This is a genomic window from Hymenobacter sp. YIM 151858-1, from assembly GCF_025979705.1.
Taxonomy (GTDB): domain Bacteria; phylum Bacteroidota; class Bacteroidia; order Cytophagales; family Hymenobacteraceae; genus Solirubrum.
Genome location: NZ_CP110136.1, coordinates 1,650,813 through 1,671,068, shown reverse-complemented (window position 1 = coordinate 1,671,068; position 20,256 = coordinate 1,650,813). Strand labels below are relative to the sequence as shown.

The window sequence follows — 20,256 nt, the reverse complement described above, 5'->3', positions numbered from 1 at the left end:
GGCCGGGTGAAGCCGCCATCTTTAATTTTTAATTCCTAATTATTAATTGATTTCGTCGTCTTCGTATCTGTCGGTGGGCAGCACCATGGCGGTGCGGCGTTTGGGAGCGGGTTCGGTGGGCTCTTCCGGCGCCTCCTCTTCGTAGTCGGGCTGAGGCGTAAGGGCCTCTATTTGGGCGCGCATGCCCGGTATTACCGACATGGTGAGGTACAGCATAAGCGCTAGCGAAAACACCGAGCAAAGCAGGGTCGTGTAATCGACCCAGTCGTGGGCCGACTTCGGGGCGTTTTCGCCAAAGGAGCGGCCGGGCCGGCTCGTGAGCGGGCTGCTCAGGCTCTCATCCGCCACGGCATCGGGGCTGGGCTGCGGGTCTTCGAGGGGTTTGGCGATGGGCTCCTCGGCCTGCGCGTCCACATCGGCAGGGGGCACGTTGGCTGCATCGGCCATCAGCTCCTCCGGGGCGGGGTCCTGGGAGGCGTTGAACTGGGCGCTGGCTTGTTTGATATAGCGCTGCAGCGAGTGGATAAGCGCCACCCGCTCGTCGCGGGGCAGCACCCGGATGAAAAACTCAAAGTTGCGGTCGACCAGCACGCTGTTAAGCTGCTTCTCGAACTCGGCCAGATCGGTGCGGCCTTTGCCAAAACGCTGCTTGTAGCGCTCGGCTACGCTGTTGTAGTTGCGAAACAGGGTTTTGAGGTCTTCGCGGCCGGCGTAGTCGTCGAACTCCTTGCGGGCCTTGGCCGTGCGCAGATTAACGGGGTACTTGCGGCGCGTGAAGGACTTGTCGTAGACGGTTTCCATCGTGCGGAAGTTGATTTCGTCTACGGCGCGGTCGAAGAGTTGCTTGTTTTGCGCAGCGGTGTTCTCGGATTGGGCACGCAACCCCATCGGCACAATCAGCAGCACAAGCAGCAAGCTCCAAAACCCAAAACGGTAACGGTAAGGCATGGGCAACAGGCAAACAGTTTTCCGGGCAAAGGTAAACTGCTGAGCCTATTGATGCAGTGCTTTATTTGAATCCTTGCCGTGGCGGGCGGAATTTGGTGCTGATGTGGGTGTTATCCGTCAGCTTGCTCTCGTCTGTCATCCTTCATCTCACGTTCGCACAAAGCGTTGTTTACCTGGTCATCCTGAGCAAAGCGAAGGGCCTTACCACGCCGGATAGAATTTACTGCCTAGGCGTGATAAGGTCCTTCGCTTTGCTCAGGATGACAGGCGGAGCGGGCTTACAGGCCGTGGGCTTCGCGCATCGATTCGCGGCAGGCGCTCAGGTAGAAGTCAACGAGGTCGTCGGTGACGGCGGTGCTCACGAACAGGGCCTCGAACTGCGAAGGCGCCAGGTACACGCCGCGGTTGAGCATGGCGCGGAAGTAGCGGCCAAATGCCTCCAGGTCGGAGGTTTTGGCGGATGCCAGATCGGTTACCGGTTGCTGCGTGAAGAACACGCTCCACATAGAGCCCACGCGGTTTACGGTGTAGTTGAGGCCCAGCTCGGCAGCAATTTCATAGGTGCCTTCGGCGAGGCGGGCGCTGGTGCGCTCGAGCTGCTCATACACCTCCGGGTGCTCGTTGAGATAGCGCAGCTGGGCCATGCCGGCGGCGGTAGCAATGGGGTTACCCGAGAGCGTGCCAGCCTGGTACACCTTACCGGCTGGCGCTACCTGGTCCATGATTTCGGCGCGGCCACCGTAGGCGCCTACCGGCATACCGCCGCCGATGATTTTACCTAGGGTCGTCATGTCGGGCTGAATGCCGAACAGCTCCTGCGCACCGCCGCGGGCCAGGCGGAAGCCCGTCATTACCTCGTCGAAAATAAACACGATGCCGTGCTTGGTGCACAGATCGCGCAGGCCTTGCAGGTAGCCTTCGGCAGGCGGTACCAAGCCGATGTTGCCAACTACCGGCTCCAGAATGATGGCGGCAATTTGGTTGGGGTTGGCGGCAATGGCTTGCTCCACGGCGCCTAGGTCGTTGTAAGGCACCGTAAGCGTATCTTTGGCTACGCCTTCGGTAACGCCCGGCGAGTCGGGGGTACCTAGGGTAAGGGCGCCTGAGCCAGCTGAAATCAGGAACGAGTCGCCGTGGCCGTGGTAGCAGCCCTCAAACTTCAGGATTTTGTCGCGGCCGGTGTAGCCCCGGGCTACCCGAATGGCCGACATGGTAGCCTCGGTGCCGGAGTTCACTAGGCGTACTTTCTCCACGCTGGGCACCATCTGGCAAATCAGCTCAGCCATTTCAACCTCGCGGCGCGTGGGCGCACCAAAGGACAGCGAATCGGGCAGGGCACGCTGTACGGCCTCCAGCACTACCTGCGGCGCGTGGCCCAAAATCATCGGGCCCCACGAGTTGATGAAATCGAGGTAGCGGTTGCCGTCTACGTCGGTCAGCCAGGCGCCCTCGGCCGATTTCATAAACACGGGGTGGCCGCCTACGGCGCGAAAAGCGCGCACGGGCGAGTTTACGCCGCCCGGAATCAGGTCTTTGGCTCGGGTGAAAAGCTGGTCGCTGGTAGCGAGGTTAAGGTCGGTTGCTTGCTGCATAGGATAGTAACAACGGGCGGGCGCGGTTTGTCCCGCCGAAGTTCGGGCAAAGGTATAGTGTGGGTGGTTGTGGTGGGGAATTTTAGACCGTTCCGCTGGTTGTCATTGCGAGGAGGCACGACGAAGCAATCGGTCCTGGGCAGGGCACCACCGTCCACCCAGCATAGACCTAAATCTACCTAGGCCAGCAATTCCACCCAGTTCGGGTTAGTCTTAGCTACGGCGTCAAGCTTCTCCTGCCGGAGCCTGCTTTTAGCTGCTTTTCGCGCGCAATAGCTGCGTCAATGTCGGAGAATTCCTCGAAGTGGATAAGCTTCGTTACGTTGTAGCGCTTGGTAAACCCCTTGTGCGTTCCGGAGCGGTGTTCGGCTAGTCGGCGCCCTAAGTCGTTGGTAACGCCGACATAGAGTACCGTGTGATTTTGATTGGTAAGAATGTAGACAAAGTAGAGGTGGACGTGCATGCCCGGTTTACGGTTGGTGCTGAGTGGGCAGTTGTACCCTGCCCAGGACCGATTGCTTCGTCGTGCCTCCTCGCAATGACAGCGGCGGGTAGGGTTGCTTCAATCAAAACCCTTTCGGCAGGTCAATGCCTTTGATGGTGCGGTAGAGGCTGAGGGCGTTTTGGTCGGTGAGGGAGCCGACGTAATCGGTGAGCAGGATGATCTGCTCGTAGGCCGAGAGGCCCAGCTGCGGGCCCACGGCCCGGAACTGCGCTGGCACCAGCTCCTGCAGCTTGCGCGACCTAGGGCTGGCGGCCGGGTCGAAGATGCTGTGCAGAAAGGCATCGAGCAGGCCGCCGAGCACCTCGAAACCGGCGGCCTCAATTTGCAGCACGGGGCGGCTGCGGTACAGGCGCTCCACTGATAGCAAGGCTACTTGCTGCAACTCGTGCCAGCAGCTTAGCTCTTTGATGAGGCTCGAATCGTACTCGCCGCGTAGCATGGCGGGGGCGTGTTGGGCAAACAGCTGGGCTGCTTCGGCTACCAGCTTGCCGATGAGACGGGCACGCACATAGCCTAGTTCTTCGCGCCAGTCGCGCCATTCCACGCTGCGCGGGCGTGCGGGGTCGTCGGCGAGCATGTCGCGGAGCAGCTCCAAGCCTTCCTGGTGCGGAATCAGGCCCAGCTTCAGGCCGTCTTCAAAATCGATGATGCGGTAGCAGAGGTCGTCGGCGGCTTCTACCAGAAACGCGAGGGGGTGGCGGTGGTAAAAGCCGGCTTCGTCCGACTTGGGCAGCAGTCCTAGGTCTTGGGCCACGTGCCGGAAGCGGGCAGCCTCGGTTTGGAAATGGCCGTACTTTTTCTCGCTGGCGCCGCCGGTTTTGTCGTGGTCCTCCACCACCGAGGGGCGCGGGTACTTGGTGAAAGCGCCCAGCACCGCGTAGGTAAGGCCCAGCCCGGCCGAACCGGTGCTGTGCGCGGCGTAGGTATGGGTAAGTACCCGGAAGCCCGCCGCGTTGCCCTCGAAGTTTTGCAGATCGGCGCGTTGGGCAGGGCTGAGCACGCGCACAAACGGCTCGGCCGCAGGCGAGCGGAAGTAGGTGGAAATGGCGTCTTCGCCGGAGTGGCCGAAGGGCGGGTTGCCGATGTCGTGGGCCAGGCAGGCGGCCGCCACAATGTCGCCGCAATCGGCATCGAAGTAGGGGAGCTGCCGGGCCAGCTCCTCGTCTTGCTCCATCAGCAGGCGGCCGCTCATCCGACCTAGGGAGCGGCCCACGCAGGCAGTTTCGAGCGAGTGCGTGAGGCGCGTGTGCACGAAGTCGGTTTCGGGCAGGGGCATTACCTGCGTTTTGCGCTGCAACCGGCGGAACGCCGAGCTGAACACCACGCGGTCGTAATCGGCCACGAAGGCGCCGCGCACGGGAGCGGCATCGGACACAACGTGCAGTTGCGGCTGCTCGGGGTAACGGCGGCGCGAGAGCAGCCGTTCCCAAGTCATGGAGGCGGTAGTAGAGGAGGCGAGCTTCATGCAGCCCCCAAGATAGAAGGCTGCAAGCAAGCACAAAGCACCTAGGCGGGCAGTTGTGCGTACACGGAGCGCAGTACTTGGCTGAGCCTGGCTCGGCCCGGCTGTTTCCTGTGCTTCACCGCTAAACTCCGCCCGGTTATGCTGCTGCTCACCGAACTCAACGCTGTGGTGCAAGATCTGTACGACTGCATCAGTTTTGGCCCCGGCAAGCGGCCCAATTTCCGCCTGATGCGCCGCATTTTTCTGCCCCAGGCTCATCTGATAAATGCCAACGGCACGCAGCCTCAGCTGCTCACGCTCGATGCTTTTATCAACAGCATCGAGGCTAACCTAAACGCAGGAAAATTCACGGCCTTCGAAGAAACCGAAGTAAAGCACACCACCGAGGTGTTCGGCAAGGTGGCCCACCGCTTTAGCACCTACGAGGCACGTGTCACGCCCGGCTCCGTGGAGCCTGATATTGTGGGCATCAACAGCATTCAGTTTGTGCACGCCGACGGCCGCTGGCAGGTAAGCTCCATTGCCTGGAATGACCAAACGCCCGAACGCACGTTGCCGGAGCAGTATCAGCCGGATTGAGGTTCTGGCAATAATAAGGGCATTTATGTTTACCAACTGAATATAAAGTTTACTTATAGACTGGATACCATGGGCTTTCGTGTTAGATTTTTATGGGTTGACTTTCCGTTTGTGCTCCGCTCGCGCAGTAGCCAACCTAGCTAACTCTGCCATCAGGCGTGGGTCGCTGGGGCGGGCGGCATCGAGCGTGACGAACTCGCCCTGCGCGTCGAGGATCAGGTAACGCGGAATGGGCGGCGCATTGAGATACTTAGCCAAGGCCGAGGCCGCGTCAAGTAAATAGTGATGCGCCCCGGCGCGCGCCAACGCGTGGGTGGCAATTGCCTTCTGCCACTTGGCCGGATTGGTGTCTACCGACAGGTACACGAATTGCACCGGCCGGCCCGTTAGCTGCTGCTGCACAAGCTGGGAAGCCGGCATCTCGGCTAGGCACGGCCCGCACCAGCTGGCCCACAGGTCCACGTAGAGCACCTGCCCGCGGTGGCGCTCCAGCATCTGCTGCCACGTCAGCGCCTCGCCTGTGGGGGTGCGCAGTGGAGTGGCGAGTAACGCCGGCGGCAGCTGCCGTGTGGCTGCCCGCTCAGCCAAGGAGTCCAGGTAGCGCACGTAAGGCGCTGTGGTGCAATCGCGGCGAAACTGCGCATGCAAGTCCCCGAACGCGGGCAAACGCTGGCCTAACGCCTCCCGGAGCAAGGCAAACCAGACGTAGTCCCGGGTGGCGCCCTGCAAGAGAGCAGCGGCCGTGCGGTACTGCACGGGCAACTCGTCCGCCGTGCCGCGCGCCGCCCGGCTGTGGTAGCGCACGTAACCGAGGGCAGCGGCCCGGTACGTCTGCGAACTCAGGGCCAGCGCGTCGCGGCTGAAAAACGGGGTGGCCGCCACCAACTCGTGGTAAGCGGGCGGGTACTGTTCCGCCAGCGGCTGGGGTGCCAAATACCCGCCGACCAGCGCCGCTACGTACTGGGCGCGGATCTGGTGGCTGGCCCAGGCGACAAACGCCGGGGACAACCCCAGTGAGTCGCGTTGGCGGTGCAGTGCGGCCAAGCGCTGGTCGAACACCCCACAGAAACGTCCCGCTTGGCGGGCGCGCTGCGCGCCAGCCTGCACGCCCATGGCATCCGGCCAGTTCATGCCCAGGCCACGTTGGTGCAGGCCGGTGAAGAAGTTCAGCTCGGCCTCGCGCCCGCGGCGGCGGCGCGGATCGCGAAAAGTGTAGTAGGGGACTTGGCCGGGGTGGGTTTGGATCAGAATGGTGTCGCCGGGTTGGGCGAGCAGGCCGTACTGCTGCCCGCGTGCGTCCGAGAGCTGCAACCACAGAGCGTGCGGCGCGGGCAGCTGCATGGGCCGCCAACGGATGGTTGCCGAATCGAGGCCGAAGCGCGGCTGCACCAAGTCGTTGAAGCGGTCGGAATAGTAGAGGTGCACCGGCTGCGCGCGCCCATCACCGTCACACAGCACGGTGACAATTGGGGCGGCAGACTGCGCTAGCCCAACAGAACATGGCAAAAGGAGTGTCAGCCAAACACCAAGTAAGTTGAGTAGTGACCACATGAAACCTGCTGAATTAAGCCCATACTTACGAAATATATAACTCGGATTGTACAACGCTTAAGCGAACAGAAACTTGTGGTGGCGGTTATCTTTTGAGATTTTCCATGAATTGGTTAAAGGGGGTAAGTATTGGGTGTTGTAGGCTTTCACTCGCCCCGGAAAAGTCGCATAACGAAATGGTAGTTATTTCTTCCCTCTTTAAAATATCTACTTAGAATTCGATTGTGCTAAGTGATTAAAGACTTGTATTTTTCAAATTAGCTTTCGAACAGTGTACAACAGAAAAGCCCGGCATTTAATGGCTGCCGGGCTTTTCTGTTGTAATAGATGCTCGTTACTCCGCAATTGGTGCAGAGCCTGCTGCGAAGCGCAGGCCTGCCAGCGTTTGGGCGTACTTGGCTTGCAACTCAGCCAGCTTAATGCGCGCCGACAGGAGGGAAGCCTCGCGCGAGTTGAGCAAGAACACCGAACTCTCGCCGTTTTCGAAGCGGATTTGCTCGCCGTTGCGCAGGCGCTCGGCGTTGGCTACCACCTGCTCCTGCACCTGCAGCTGCTGGCTTAGGGCGCGTTGGTCGTTGGCAACGGTGCGCACGCCGGTGGCAATTTCGCGGGTGGTTTGCTCGATGCCCAAGTTGGTGTCGCGGATCTTTAGCTGGGTGATTTGCAGCTTGCTGCGCTCCTGGCGCAGCAGCAGCGGGTAGGCAAAGCTTACGCCCAGCTTGTAGTTGTTGTTGAATACGGGTGCCGGACCGTAGCCCATTTCGGGGTTGTAGGGCCGGCCGGTCATCAGCAGGTTGTAATCCACGGAGAGCTTGGGCAGCAGCTTGTTTTGGGCCAGGCGGCGCTCCACCTCCAGCTGGCCCAGCTTGGCGCGGGCTTTCAGCAGCTCGGGGTGTTGCTGGCGGGCCTGTTCCACCAGGGTTTCGAGGGGCACGGCGGGCGGCGCGGCCCAGGCCTGGGCGGGCGGCAGCGGCTGGGGGCGCACGGTAGGCGGCAGCTCGCGCGGGCGCTGCTGGGCATCCCACAAAAAGTTGCTGAGCACCAGCGTGGCGTTTTGCCACTCTACTTCGACTTGCACCAATTGGGCCCGGCGGTTTTGCAGCTCGGTAAGCGCCTCCACCGAGTCGATGGCGGCCAAATCACCTAGGCGCACCCGCTCGCGCACGGCGTTGTAACGCACCTCGGCCAGCTGCAGGTTGGTTTGCAGCAGGCGGCGGCGCTCGTAGGCCAAGGTCCAGTCCCAGTACTCCTTCACGGCCGAGAGCAGCAGCTTGTTGAGGGCGCCGATGCGCTCGGCCTCGGCCAGGTTTACCATGGCCTGGGCCTGGCGCACGGCAGCGCGGCGCTCGTCAATCAGCAGGCCCTGCCCAATGGGCAACGACAAGCCCACGTAGCTGAGGCCTTCGAGGGGGGTGGCCTCTTGCTGGCTGATGCGCGGGCCCACGTTGCGCTCGTAACCGAGGCGTACATCGGGGCCAAACCAAGTGGGCAGGCGCAGGGTGTTGTCCCAGAGGTTCCAGTAATCCTTGCCGCCGAACTCCTTGCGGTAAAACTTGCTGCTGGCGGCGGGGTCGAACATGCCCCGGGCCTGGCGCACCTCCTGGCGGGCGCGCTCGGGCAGCAGGCCGGCCTGGCGGGCTACGGGGTGCTGCTCGCCCACCAGCGTAAGCAAATCACCTAGGGTAAACACGGTGCTGGTATCGGCGGGCTGCGCGGCGGCCCTAGGTGCGGTAGGGGCCTGGGCCGCTGCCGGGGTGGGCAGGGCCAGGGCGGTGGTTCCGAGCAGCGCAGCGCCTAGCAGGGTGGTCAGCCAAAAACGGCGCTTGGGTATCATAGCTCGGTTTCGTCGGAGGCGCTGCTGGCCGTTTTGTCTTTGGAAGCTTTGGCTTTGTCGGCTTTGGCATCGGTAGCGCCGCCGTAGCCCACAAAGTTGGGCGGGAAGCCGTTGAGCTGCCGCCACAGCTCGTACCAAATGGGTACATCATCGAGCAGGGCCCAGCCGTACACGCCCGAGCCCACGCGCAAGGGCTTGGGCCAGGGCTCGTCGTCGGGGTCGGGGGTTACCAGAATGCGGTAGCGGCCCTCCGAGTCGAGGTTGTCGATTACGGCTACCACGCCGCCGAAGGTACCAAAGCTGGTGCCCGGCCACCCCGAAAACACCAGCGCGGGCCAGCCATCGAACTGCAGGCGCACCTTGCGGCCCACCGAGAGCAGCGGAATATCCATGGGCTGCACGTACAGCTCGGCGGCCAGCAAGGGCTTGTCGGGCATCACCGTTACAATCGGCTCGCCTTCCTTAATCACCTCGCCCAAACCGGCCTTCAGGGCACGTACCACATAGCCATCCTGCGGGGCCGTAATGCGGTAAAAGCCCGAGCGGATGCTGAGGTTGGCGTACTCGTTGCGCATTTTGGAAATCTGCCCCTCGGTGTCGAACTGGTAGGCCAGCGTGCTGCGGCGGTCCGATTCGGACTTGGCCAGCTTGTCCTGGTACTCGGCCTGCAGCGAGTTCAGCTCCAGCTCGGCGTTGGTAAGCTCCTGGCGGGTGGCAGCCACCTTGTTTTCCACGGCCTGGCGCTTGGCCGTCGATTCCTGGAACTTCAGGCGGCGCTGCTCCAGCTCGGTCAGCGACTTCAGACCCTGGCGGTACAAAGCCTCCTGGCGCTGCAGCTGCTGCTGGGCAATGGCAAAGTCGTTGTTGGCGGCTTGTAGCTCGGCCTGGTCGCTGTTCAGCTTCAGGCGGGTTTGCTCAACTTTGTTGCGGGCCTTGTTCAGGCTTACCTGCAGGCCGGCGCGCAGGGCGGCCTGTTGGTCTTCGAGGGCTTCGCCTTTGGCTACGTTTTCGCGCAGCGAGGCCTCTTTGGCCGCCAGCTGCTCGCGGGTGCGGGCCAGCAGTTGCGGGTCGAAGTACTTGTCCTTGATTTCGGCGATTTCCACGAGCGTGTCGCCGCGCTTCACTAGCTGGCCCTCGCGTACGCGCCACCGCTCAATACGGCCGGCAATGGTGCTGGGTACGGTTTGGGGGCGGTCTTGGGGGCGCAGGGTGGTAAGCGTGCCGCCCGAGCGGATGTTCTGCGTCCAGGGCAGAAAACCGGCCAGCAGGATTCCCAGGCTCAGCCCGGTGCACCAGCGAGCCAGGGTGCGGCCGGCCGTGGGCGTTTGCACCAACTCGAACGAGCGGAATACGCCGGCCGAGGGGTGGGTTTCAGGACTTGGATGCTCAGCGAATGGCATGGATTTGAAGGCAGTATGAACGGGAGCGGGGGCAAGGCAATACTTGCTTTGGCGAAAACAGCAATTGCGGCGAAGTTGGTTGACGCGGGTGCTCCGGAAGGTTAAAATTTATTGGGCCAGCAAGGCGCGCAGCTCGGGCTCCTGGGCGGCTTGGGCGTAGGGCCCGTCCACCACCAGGCGGCCGTCGCGCATCAGGGCCGTGCGCGGGCACAGCGACAGCAGGTGCGGATCGTTGGAGGCCACCACGAGCGTCCAGGGGTGCTCTTTGGACACAAGGCGCTGCATTACGCGCAGGCGCTCGGCGGGCTCCACGTTGGGCAAAAACTGATCGAGCAGCAGCAGGCGCGGGCGCCGCACCAGGGCGCGGGCCAGCAGCAGCTTTTGGCGCACATAGTCGGCTACGGGCACGCCGGCACCCAGGGTGGTGGCCAGGCCGTCGGGGCGGGCAAAAAAGTAGTCGCGCAGGCCCACCAGCTCCAGGGCCCACGTTACGTCGGCGGGGCTGATGTTGGGCTGATCGAGGGTGATGTTTTCGAGCACCGTGCCCGAGAACAGGTGCTGGTGCGAAATATTCTCGCCCATGGCCGTGGCCAGTGCCGCCGGCGACAAATCGCGCAGCGCAATGCTGTCGTAGGCCACCACCCCGGTGTAGTCGTGCAGCAGGCCGGCCAGCACGCGCAGCAGCGTGGTTTTGCCCGAGCCATCGAAACCAGCCAGGCCTAGGTGCTCGCCGGGCATCAGCTGCAACGAGATACCCTCGAGCACGGGGCTGCGGCTTTCGGGGTACTGGTAGTGCACATCGCGCAGCTCTACGCTCAGGCCCTGGCCGGTGGCGTTGAGCTCTAGGCCGGCGCCGGTTTGGTCGGGCACCAGCGGCAGATCGAGCACGTGGCCGATCTTGTCGAGCGAGGTAAGCGCGTCGTAGAGCACATCGAGCTTGATGAGCACCTTTTCGACGGCGTTGATGGTAAGAATGATTACGATTTCGGCCGCTACGAACTGCCCGATGTTGATCTGCTTGTTGATGAGCAGCCACGAACCGATGATGAGCAGGGCGGCCGTAATCAGGCCCTTGAACGCCACAAAGCCGAAATACTGCGTGAGCAGCACTTTAAAGTGGCCGCGGCGGGCCGAGAGGTAGCCGCTCACGAGGTCGTCGGTGCGGCCGATAACGAGCGGGCGGCGCGGCGCCAGCCGAAAGGTGTGCACCGTGCGGGCCACGTCTTCGAGCCAGGCCACCACGCGGTACTTGTACTTCGATTCGGTAAGGCTGGTGCTCAGGCCTTTGGGGCCGGTGGCCCGCAGCAAAATGGCCAGCAAGCCAATCAGCAGCAAGCCAAAGGCAATGAAAATGGGGTGGTAAAACGAGAGCAGCACCAGCCCAAACAAAATCTGGAGGCCGGCCGCCGTAAACTCGAGCAGCAGCGTAGCCAGCCCCTTTTGCAGGGTAGGCGCGTCGAGCAGGCGGTTCATAAGCTCGGGCAGGTACTGGCCACCAAGGGCCTCGGTGCGCACGCGGGGCAGGCGCACGGCAAAGTCGAAGGCCACGCGGGCAAACAGCCGCTGCTGCACAAACTCCACGAGGTAGGTTTGCATCACCTGCAAGCCGCCCACCACGAGCGTGCCCAGCACGATAAACAGAATGAGCACGATAAGGGAGGTGCTCACGGCGCCGCTCGATACGAAGTTGACGACGCTTTGCACGCCCAACGGCAGCGAGAGGTTGATGACACCGGCCAAGCCGGCGTACACATACAAATACGTGATGTCGCGGCGCTCGGCGCCCAACAGGCGCCACAAGCGTTGGCCCGGCGTGAGCGAGGCGTGAGGCTGCGAATCGGCCATGTGGTAAGAGGCGAATTGCCAGCAAGGGCCGGCAAGTGGTTGATGAGGCTAGGTGGAGAGCACTGCGCGGCAACGCAGTCCGGAGGGGGCGGCATCAGAAACAGCCCATACCCAAAGCGTGGTAAGGGGCTTATTGTTGGCGAAGTGCCGAAAAGGCGAGGTTTTCGAGGAAGAACAGAATCTGCGTTTCGGCCTTGTTGGCGTCGGAAGCATCGCTGAGCGAAGGCAGGTGCTGGGCAAAGAACAGCTGCTTGCGCGCCGACTCGATCAGGGTGCTGACGAGGGAGTTGGGGAAGGGGTACGCCGGGTTGATTTCCTGCACCACCGCCACTATATCGGCCGCCAGGCGCTTGTATTCGCGGTAAAAGCCGTCGCGGTTCACCTCGTCAACCTCCTTGGTGAGGTAGGTTTTGGAGGCCTCCGTCACCACGATGCGGTAGAGGGCCGCCTCGTCGAGGTCGGTGGTGGCGGCGTGGTCGCGGTGGGCCCGCGTGATGATGCTAAGGATCAGGCGCAGGCGCCCTTCGGCATCGGCCACGTTGTGGGTATGAAACCGAATCTGGAAGCGCAGCCACGCCCAATGCCACGAAACCAGGTACACCAGCAGGCGGTGCTTGTTTTCGAAGTAGCGGTACAACGACGCCTCGGTGGAGCCGATTTGCTGCGCCAGCTTTTTGAAGGTGAACTGCTCGAAGCCCAGCTCATCAATCAGCTGAACGCTTACCTGGATAATCTTGCGCCCTAGGTCGGTTTCCTGCGGGTCGCGCAGAAACAGCTTCTCGTTTAATTCGGGTCGGAGGGTGGTGAACATAAGCGGGGTGAGGCAATGAAGGGGAGCCGGCGCCCAAACCGGCGCCGGCCCAACCGGTAGCAAAATGACGTGTGCAAGACCTTGTAGCTTGGGCAAACCAAGGTGCAAGCCTACCAGCCGCTCTTCTCCATTGTCGCCTGCAAAGGGCGCCACGCGAGCTTAAGCTGGAATTAAGTTGAGCTTAAATTTTAGTTAAACCCGGCTTGCTACTCGCCCTGCCCCAGCGAGAAGCCCCGTACGCCGTCGAACAGGTAGAGGTTTTCGGTTTTTACGATTTCCAGGCCCGCATCGGTCAGGCGGTGCTGCAAGGCCAGCACATCGATGAAAGGCACGGGGCTGTAGCCGATTTCGGGCGCCGAGCCGTGCGCCACAAAGCGGCAGCGCCAGTGGTCGGTGCAGTAGGTTTCGGGCTGGCCCTCGGGGTACACCTTCACGCCGCGGTTGGTTATCAGCTTCAGCTTCAGCCGCTCGCCGCCCAGCGCCGTTAGCTGCTCGCCCAGGTTGGTGGGCGTGCCGTTCTGCCAGCGCAAGAAGACATCGACGCCCACCAGCTGCTGCTCGGGTTGGGCCTGGGGCTGGGGCGGCGCCACCGGTGTGGTGGCAACACGCACCGCGCTCGGGGCATTGCCTTTGGGCTGGGCCTGGAAGTTGGAGGGCTCCTGACCTAGGCGGGCCACCACCGCATCGGCAAACCCCTTGGTGCTCACCTGCTCGCGGCTATGGCCCGGGCGGTAAATGTCGGCCGTGTGCAGGCCGTCTTCGAGGGTGCACAGCCAGGCGTTTTGCACGCGGGCGGCGGCTTGGGTTTGCCCTAGGTGCTGCAGCATCAGCACGGCGGCCTGCAGCAGGCCCGAGGGGTTGGCCAGGCCCTGGCCGGCAATGTCGGGCGCCGAGCCGTGAATGGCCTCGAACATGGCGCAGTCGCGGCCGATGTTGGCCGAGCCGGCCAGGCCCACCGAGCCCGTCAGCTCCGCCACCACGTCCGAAATAATGTCGCCGTACAGGTTCAGCGTCACCACCACATCGTAGCGCTCGGGCTGCGTGGCCAGGCGGGCCGTGCCGATGTCGATGATCTGGTGCTCCTGCTGAATGTCGGGGTACTCGCGGCCGATTTCGTCGAACACCCGGTGAAACAGCCCGTCGGTCAGCTTCATGATGTTGTCCTTCGTCATGCAGGTAACCTTGCGGCGGCCGTGGCTGCGGGCGTATTCAAAGGCGTAGCGCACAATCCGCTCGCAGCCCGAGCGGGTAATCAGCTTCAGGCACTGCACCACGTCGGGCGTGTGCTGGTGCTCGATGCCGGCGTACAGATCCTCTTCGTTTTCGCGGATAATTACCACATCCAGCTGCGGGTGCAGCGAGCTAACGGCCGGGGCCAGCGAGCGGCACGGGCGCACGTTGGCGTACAGGCCCAGGGTTTTGCGCAGCGTTACGTTCAGCGACTTGTAGCCGCCGCCCTGCGGCGTGGTGATGGGGCCTTTCAGCAGTACGCGCGTGTGGTGCAGCGAGTCCCAGGCGTCGGGGGCGATGCCCGAGGTGTGGCCGGCCCGGTACAGCTGCTCCCCAACCTCGATAAACTGCGGTGCCAGCGAGGCGCCCGCTGCCTTCAGGATGCGAAGCACCTGCGTCATGATTTCGGGCCCGATGCCGTCGCCGGGGGCTACGGTAATGGGCGTAGGCTGCGGACGATCGAGACCGGCGGGGGAAAGTTCGGGGGCGGGGTTGAGGGTAATGTGCGACATGATGCGGTAGTGAAATGACGGCGCAATATATACATGCTTTTCGTAATGATAGTTTTACTATCAATTAAAATAGTTGCTGCTGAGGTGTTGTATCGTTGGCTAGGGCAAGTACGTACCTTTGCCCGTCGGGCTAGCTTGCCCGGTCCCTTCCTTCCCCTTGCCGACGTTTGTTATGCGGTTTTCTTTTGCCTGCCTTTTCGTAGCCTCCTGGCTGGCGTTGCCGAGCGCGGCGCAGCAACCTGCCCGTACGCAGCCTGCCCCCGCCAAGCCGGCTGCTACCAAGCCCGCCAGCCCGGCCCCGAAATCCGCGGCCCCAGCCAGCAAACCCGCCGCTACCAAGCCCACCGATAAAGCGGCCCCCGCAGGCAAAGCTGCCGCGCCGGCCGCCGGTGGTGCTGCCGCAAAGCCTGCTGCCAAGCCCGCAGCCGCTACCCCCACCGCCAAGCCAGCCGCCAGCACTACACCGGCACCCAAGCCCGCCCCGCCGCTGCCGGCCAACCTAGGCTCGCAAGACCCCGACACCCGCTACCGCAACGGCAAAACCCTCATCGACCAAGCGCGCTTCGAGCTGGCCATGGATGAGCTGCTGCCCCTGACGCCCCCCGCCGCCAAATACGGCCGCGGCCCCGAGGCCGCTTATTTATATGCCGTGGCGGCCACGCGCGCCCGCAAATGGGCCGAAGCCGAGCAAATGCTGAACCTGCTGCGCACCGAGTACTCGCAGTGGCCCGGCCTGAGCGAGGCGTATTTTCTGCAAGCGCAGGTATCGTTTGAGCAGGGCGAGGCCGATAATGCCCTGCGTGTGCTGGGCGAAATACCCGCCGGGCAGCTGCGCGCGCAGCAGCAAGCCATGAAATTGACCTACCTGAGCCGCCTGCGCGATAAAGCCCTCTGGCAGAACCTGGTGCGACGCTACCCGCAGGATACCACCGTGGCCCGCGCCTACGCCGAGCAGCTGGTGTTCGGCGGGCTCTACACCGAGGCCGACCGCAACCAGCTGGAGCAGGTGGTCAATCAGTTCAATTTCGACCGCGCCCGCTACACACCGCGGCCCCGGCAGCAGCGCAAAAGCAGCTACAACGTGGCGGTGCTGCTGCCCTTCGAGTTCGACGATACCAGCTGGGAAACGCGCCGCCGCCTGCAGTTTGCCACCGACTTATATGCCGGCATGAAGCTGGCCGCCGACTCGCTGCAGCGCGAGGGCCGCAGCCTTAACCTTTACGCCTACGACACCGGCGCCGATACCCTAGGTCTGAAACAGGTGCTGGCCCTGCCGGAGCTGGCTTCGATGGACATGATCATCGGGCCGGTGTACAAATCGGGGGCGAAAATCCTGGCGCGCTACGCCCAGCAAAACCAGATTGTGGCCGTAAACCCGTTGTCGCAGGACGGGGCGCTGGTGCAGGACAACGCCTGGTACTACCTCTTCGAGCCCAGCCTGGCCACGCAAGGGCGGCAGGCGGCCGAGTACGCCTACCGCAGCCTGGGCGGCCGCCCGGCGGTTATCTTTCATGAGGATAATAAAGACGAAGCCGCCTTTGCCGAGGCCTACAAGCGCACCTACGAAAGCCTGGGCGGCCGCGTAATCGGCGTGCGCCGTATCGATTCGAACAACCCCGAATCGCTGAACGCCGGCTTCGGGGGCGTCGATCTGAAAAGCGCCGGACACTTGGTGGTGGCCTCCGACCACCGCAAGGCCGGCCCTTATGCCCTAGGTGTTATGCAAAGCCAGGGCCTCGCGGCACCCGTGCTGGCCTATGCCTCCTGGCTCGATAACCCGAGCATCAGCCTGGGCCAGCTCGACCGCCGCGACATTTACTTTGTGCAGCCGAAGTACCTCGATGGCACCGCGCCGGGCGTGCGGCGCTTCCGGCAGCTCTACACCCAACAGCAGAACATACCGCCCTCGGTGTTTGCCGCTACGGGCTTCGAGCTGCTGTACTACTTCGCTTCGCATCTGCACCAACATGGGCCCGGCTTTCAGCAGCAGCTGGCCAACTCGGGGCCGATTTCGGGTGTGCTGTTTCAGGGCATCGGCTACTCCAACCAGGCCCACGACAACCAGTACGTGCCCATCACCAAGCTGGAGCGGCTGGAGGTTGAGGTGCAAAACCCGGTAGGGATGCGCTAGCAAGCGGCTTTGCCGGCTAACTAGTTCGGTAAGAGCCGCTACATTTTGTGGCGGCTCTTTTGCTGCGCGGGAGCATAGGGCTGAAGGACTCTCTAATTAGAACTAATCTAAATAATGCTTGGCTGAATTAGGGCTGGACTATACCTTTGCAGCGTATTTGGATTCGTTCTAAACCGCCGCAAATGTCCTTTCGCTTTTTTGCCCGCCTGCTCTTTACCCTTGGCGGACTTCTTGTTTCTCTTTCTGTACTGGCCCAAACCCTGGGTACGCTGCGCGGCAACGTGCGCGACGCCAAAGGGGCAGGGCTGCCGGGTGCCACGGTGCGCCTGCTCAATACCAACCTAGGCGCCGCAACCGATGGCGGCGGCACTTTTGAAATCGGGAACGTGCCCGCCGGCGACTACACCCTGGCCGTAACGGCCGTGGGCTACACCGCCACCCAGCAGCGCGTGCAAGTGCAGGAGGGCCAAACGCAAACACTGGCTGATGTGGTGCTGGCCGAAAACCGCGCCGAGCTGGGCGAGGTAATCGTATCGGCGAGCCGCCGGGCCGAGCCCATCCGCGAAACACCCGTTTCGGCTACCATCCTGAACGCCCGCGAAATTCAGCTGCAGGCCGCCGCCACGCCCAACAACCTAGCGGCCGTGGTGGGCAACGCCGTGCCGGGCCTGGGCCTGACCACCAACCAAACCGGCAACGTGGGCCAAACCCTGCGCGGCCGCAACGTGCTGGTGCTCATCGATGGCATTCCGCAAAGCACGCCGCTGCGCGCCGGTGGCCGCGACATTCGCACCATCGACCCAACGGTGATTGAGCGCGTGGAGGTGATTAAAGGTGCTACGGCCATTTTCGGCAACGGCGCCGATGGCGGCCTCATCAACTACATTACCAAGCGCCCCGTGGCCGGCCAGAAGTTTGGCGGCCTCACCACCCTGGGCGTAAACGGCAACGTGGCGCACCCCGGCAACTCGCTGGGCTACCGCGCTACGCAGCAGGTATTTGGCAAGCCCGGCAACTTCGATTACGTGCTGAGCGGCACCTTCGACCAGAGCGGCGTGTACAAGGACGCCCGCGGCGAGGTGATTTCGCCGCGCTACGGCCTCGGCGAAACCAAAACCTACAACGGCTTCGGCAAGCTGGGCTACGACATCAACGAGAAAAACCGCCTGGAGCTGATGTACAACTACTTCAGCTCGCGCCAAAACTCCGACTACGTGCTGCGCACCGGCAAGTACGGGCAGTACCCCACCATCGGGGTGAAAGGCGAGCGGGGCGGCGTTGATGAAGGCACGCGCCACAACCACAACGCCTACCTGACTTACCGCGGCCAGGAGGTGCTGCCCCTGCGCACCAGCGCCGAGGTAACGGGCTACTGGCAGGATTTCCGGACGATTTACGACGCCGAGCCCACGTTCTTTGAGGGCGGCGGGCAGTCCGAAATCAACTCCGATAAGCTGGGTTTGCGCCTGAACCTGAACACGCCCATTGTGGCGGGCGAAGAGTTCAACGCCGATGTAACCTACGGCCTCGACCTGCTCGGCGACGAAACCGTGCAGAACCTGGTAGACGGCCGCCTCTGGACGCCGCGCATGCAAATGCGCAACCTGGCGCCCTACGCGCAGCTGCGCGCCACCTTGTTCGAGCACTTTGTGCTGAAGGGCGGCGCCCGCGTCGAGAACATTCGGGTAGAAGTGCCCAACTACACCACCCTGCGCACCCAAAGCGGCAACACCTACACGGGCGGCGTGGCGGTGCAGGGCGGCACGCTTAAGTACAACACCGCGGTGTACAACGCCGGCCTGCGCTACTCCCGCTACAAGTGGCTGAACCCCTTTGTAAGCTACTCCGAGGGTTTCTCGCTGTTCGAACTAGGCCGTACGCTGCGCACCGCGCGCGCCAACACGTTGTCGTTGCTCGAAACCGAAGCCATTGTGGTGCGCAACTACGAGGCCGGCGCCAGCAGCGAGCTGGGCCCGCTGACGCTCAGCGGCGTGTACTTCGTGAGCAAATCCGACCTAGGCGCCAACCTCGTCGACCAGGGCAACGGCATTCTGGTGCCGCAGCGCGCCCCCGAGCGCGTGTGGGGCTACGAGCTGACGGCCGACTACGCCCCGCTGAAAACCCTGAGCCTGGGCGGGTCGTGGTCGTGGGTGGAGGGCCGCGCTACCCTGACCACGAAAGTAAACGGGCAGGATGTGCAGCAAGGTGTGTGGCTGAACGGCAACCGCATTGCGCCGCCCAAAGCCACGGCCTACGTGCGCTACCAACCCATTGAGGCCCTGAGCCTGGCCCTGAACTACGTGTACTCGGGCACCCGTTCGCGCTTCAACCGCAACCCGCGCACCAACGCCTACGCCTCGGGCGAAGGTTCGGTGAACTCCTTTGGCCTCGTCAACTTCACCTCCACGTACAGCTTCAGCGAAAAGCTGCGCCTGACGCTGGGCGTAGAAAACCTGCTCAACAACGTTTACTACGCCCCCATTGCGCAGTTCAACGGCACCGACGCCAACTACACCCGCGGCAACGGTGCCCGCTTCAACCTCACGGCCGGCTACGCTTTCTAACCCTTCGCGCTGCTTTCGGGCATCCTTCTTTTTGCTCCGGTGTTCGCCCAACCAAAGCCGGTTTGCCGGGCTTCGGTTTGGTACCTAGGTGAGTGAATGGCATCAGCAACCCCGGCAGTCGGGCCGCGGTTGGGCGCACACCTGGCAGGAAAAAGTCCTTTACCGAACGCTATTACCCATGAATCTTAAGCGCCGTCTCTTTTCGCTGCACTCCTGGCTGGGGCTCGTTTGCGGGGCCTTCATGCTGGTGTTCTTCTGCACGGGCGCCCTCATGGTGTTTCGCGAAGAGCTGAACAAGCAGCTGCACCCCGAGCTGTTTCGGGTGGCGGTAGGGGAGCGGCGCCTCAGCTACGACGAGCTGTACCGGCGGGCCAAAGCCGCCGAGCCGGCGGCGCAGTTCTACTCGTTCCGGCACGTGCCGCAAGCCCCCAACGAGGCCCTCGAAATCCGCATCTACGAAAAGCAGGAGCCCGGCCGTTTGTTTGTCAACCCGTACACCGGGCAGGTGCTGGGCAAGTCGTTCGGGTCGTTTACCGATCAGCTGATTATTCTGCACTACAGCTTTTTCCTGGGGAAGCTGGGCGAGGCGTTGGCGGGCACGTTTGCCATTGCGCTGCTGGGCTCGGTGCTTACCGGCTTTGTGGTGTACCGCAAGCACCTGCTCGATGCCCTGCTGCTGCGCACCCCCATTCGCTGGAAAAACTGGCGCACGGCCTCTTCGGGGCTGCACCGCGTGCTGGGTTCGTGGGCCTTGCTGTTTAATGTGGTGCTGGCGGGCAGCGGCCTATGGATGAGCTGGGACGCTTTCGATCTGAAGAAGATCTTCGCCGACGACAAAGAGAAGAAAGAAAAAGCCCTGCCTGCCGTAGCCGCCAACCTCGACGCGCTGATTGCCGAAGCGCAGCGGCAGGAGCCCGGTCTGGAGCTGGTGCGGGTAAACTTCCCGCGCAAGCCCGATGCCCCCGTTACGGTGCTCGGCCGCGCGCCCGGCAGCGCCTGGCTGTGGGGCCGCACCGCTAGCAAGGTGGAGTTCAGTAACCAAGCCGGCGCGGCGCAGCTGAAGAAGGTGTTTCGGGAGCGAGACCTAAGGCCAGCCGAACGCTTCGACTTTGCCTTGCGCACCCTGCACTACGGGCAATACGGCGGCCTCGCCATCAAGATTATCTACAGCCTGCTGGCTCTGAGCAGCGCCGTTATCACCCTCACGGGTTTCCTGCTTTGGTGGCGCCGACGCCGGCCGGCCCGGCGCCCCGCGCCCGTGCGGCGCCAGGCGGCCGTTTCGGCCTGAC

14 protein-coding genes are annotated in these 20,256 nt (G+C 62.9%); 4 read left to right on the top strand and 10 right to left on the bottom strand.

What is annotated here, in order from left to right:
* Window positions 1–42 precede the first annotated feature (42 nt).
* The 4 genes from OIS50_RS07425 to dgt all read right to left on the bottom strand — a co-directional run bounded on the left by OIS50_RS07425 (window position 43) and on the right by dgt (window position 4,510).
* Complete coding sequence (locus tag OIS50_RS07425) at window positions 43–948, bottom strand: hypothetical protein (RefSeq protein WP_264693680.1); 906 nt, start codon at window positions 946–948, stop codon at window positions 43–45.
* A gap of 278 nt (window positions 949–1,226) precedes the next feature.
* Complete coding sequence (gene hemL, locus OIS50_RS07420) at window positions 1,227–2,540, bottom strand: glutamate-1-semialdehyde 2,1-aminomutase (protein ID WP_264693679.1); 1,314 nt, start codon at window positions 2,538–2,540, stop codon at window positions 1,227–1,229.
* A 217-nt stretch (window positions 2,541–2,757) separates the two neighbouring features.
* Window positions 2,758–3,003: a GIY-YIG nuclease family protein gene (locus OIS50_RS07415; protein WP_264693678.1), complete on the bottom strand. Its 246-nt coding sequence runs from the start codon at window positions 3,001–3,003 to the stop codon at window positions 2,758–2,760.
* A gap of 103 nt (window positions 3,004–3,106) precedes the next feature.
* Window positions 3,107–4,510 (bottom strand): dGTP triphosphohydrolase, encoded by a 1,404-nt coding sequence (gene dgt, locus OIS50_RS07410; RefSeq protein ID WP_264693677.1) that lies wholly within the window; start codon window positions 4,508–4,510, stop codon window positions 3,107–3,109.
* 138 nt (window positions 4,511–4,648) lie between these two features.
* Here dgt and OIS50_RS07405 point away from each other — a divergent pair, with 138 nt between their 5' ends.
* Window positions 4,649–5,089 (top strand): hypothetical protein, encoded by a 441-nt coding sequence (locus tag OIS50_RS07405; RefSeq protein ID WP_264693676.1) that lies wholly within the window; start codon window positions 4,649–4,651, stop codon window positions 5,087–5,089.
* A 90-nt stretch (window positions 5,090–5,179) separates the two neighbouring features.
* On the opposite strand, the gene OIS50_RS07400 is transcribed toward OIS50_RS07405, so the two are convergent.
* From OIS50_RS07400 to OIS50_RS07375, 6 genes are all read right to left on the bottom strand, one after another.
* Entirely contained in the window at window positions 5,180–6,547 is a 1,368-nt protein-coding gene (locus OIS50_RS07400; RefSeq protein ID WP_264693675.1) for a TlpA disulfide reductase family protein, read from the bottom strand.
* A gap of 427 nt (window positions 6,548–6,974) precedes the next feature.
* Window positions 6,975–8,474 (bottom strand): TolC family protein, encoded by a 1,500-nt coding sequence (locus tag OIS50_RS07395; RefSeq protein ID WP_264693674.1) that lies wholly within the window; start codon window positions 8,472–8,474, stop codon window positions 6,975–6,977.
* Complete coding sequence (locus OIS50_RS07390; protein ID WP_264693673.1) at window positions 8,471–9,874, bottom strand: HlyD family secretion protein; 1,404 nt, start codon at window positions 9,872–9,874, stop codon at window positions 8,471–8,473. Before OIS50_RS07390 ends, OIS50_RS07395 begins: the two co-directional genes overlap by 4 nt.
* Before the next feature lie 108 nt (window positions 9,875–9,982).
* Entirely contained in the window at window positions 9,983–11,719 is a 1,737-nt protein-coding gene (locus OIS50_RS07385; RefSeq protein WP_264693672.1) for a peptidase domain-containing ABC transporter, read from the bottom strand.
* A 130-nt stretch (window positions 11,720–11,849) separates the two neighbouring features.
* Complete coding sequence (locus OIS50_RS07380) at window positions 11,850–12,530, bottom strand: TetR/AcrR family transcriptional regulator (protein WP_264693671.1); 681 nt, start codon at window positions 12,528–12,530, stop codon at window positions 11,850–11,852.
* Between the two features lie 206 nt (window positions 12,531–12,736).
* Window positions 12,737–14,161 (bottom strand): NADP-dependent isocitrate dehydrogenase, encoded by a 1,425-nt coding sequence (locus OIS50_RS07375; protein ID WP_413617043.1) that lies wholly within the window; start codon window positions 14,159–14,161, stop codon window positions 12,737–12,739.
* Between the two features lie 283 nt (window positions 14,162–14,444).
* Here OIS50_RS07375 and OIS50_RS07370 point away from each other — a divergent pair, with 283 nt between their 5' ends.
* The 3 genes from OIS50_RS07370 (at window position 14,445) to OIS50_RS07360 (ending at window position 20,255) form a co-directional block, all read left to right on the top strand.
* Complete coding sequence (locus tag OIS50_RS07370) at window positions 14,445–16,403, top strand: ABC transporter substrate-binding protein (RefSeq protein ID WP_264693669.1); 1,959 nt, start codon at window positions 14,445–14,447, stop codon at window positions 16,401–16,403.
* Window positions 16,404–16,585: 182 nt separating this feature from the next.
* On the top strand, window positions 16,586–18,967 hold the full coding sequence (locus tag OIS50_RS07365; protein ID WP_264693668.1) for a TonB-dependent receptor: 2,382 nt from the start codon (window positions 16,586–16,588) through the stop codon (window positions 18,965–18,967).
* A gap of 178 nt (window positions 18,968–19,145) precedes the next feature.
* Complete coding sequence (locus tag OIS50_RS07360; protein ID WP_264693667.1) at window positions 19,146–20,255, top strand: PepSY-associated TM helix domain-containing protein; 1,110 nt, start codon at window positions 19,146–19,148, stop codon at window positions 20,253–20,255.
* The last annotated feature ends 1 nt before the right edge of the window (window position 20,256 follow it).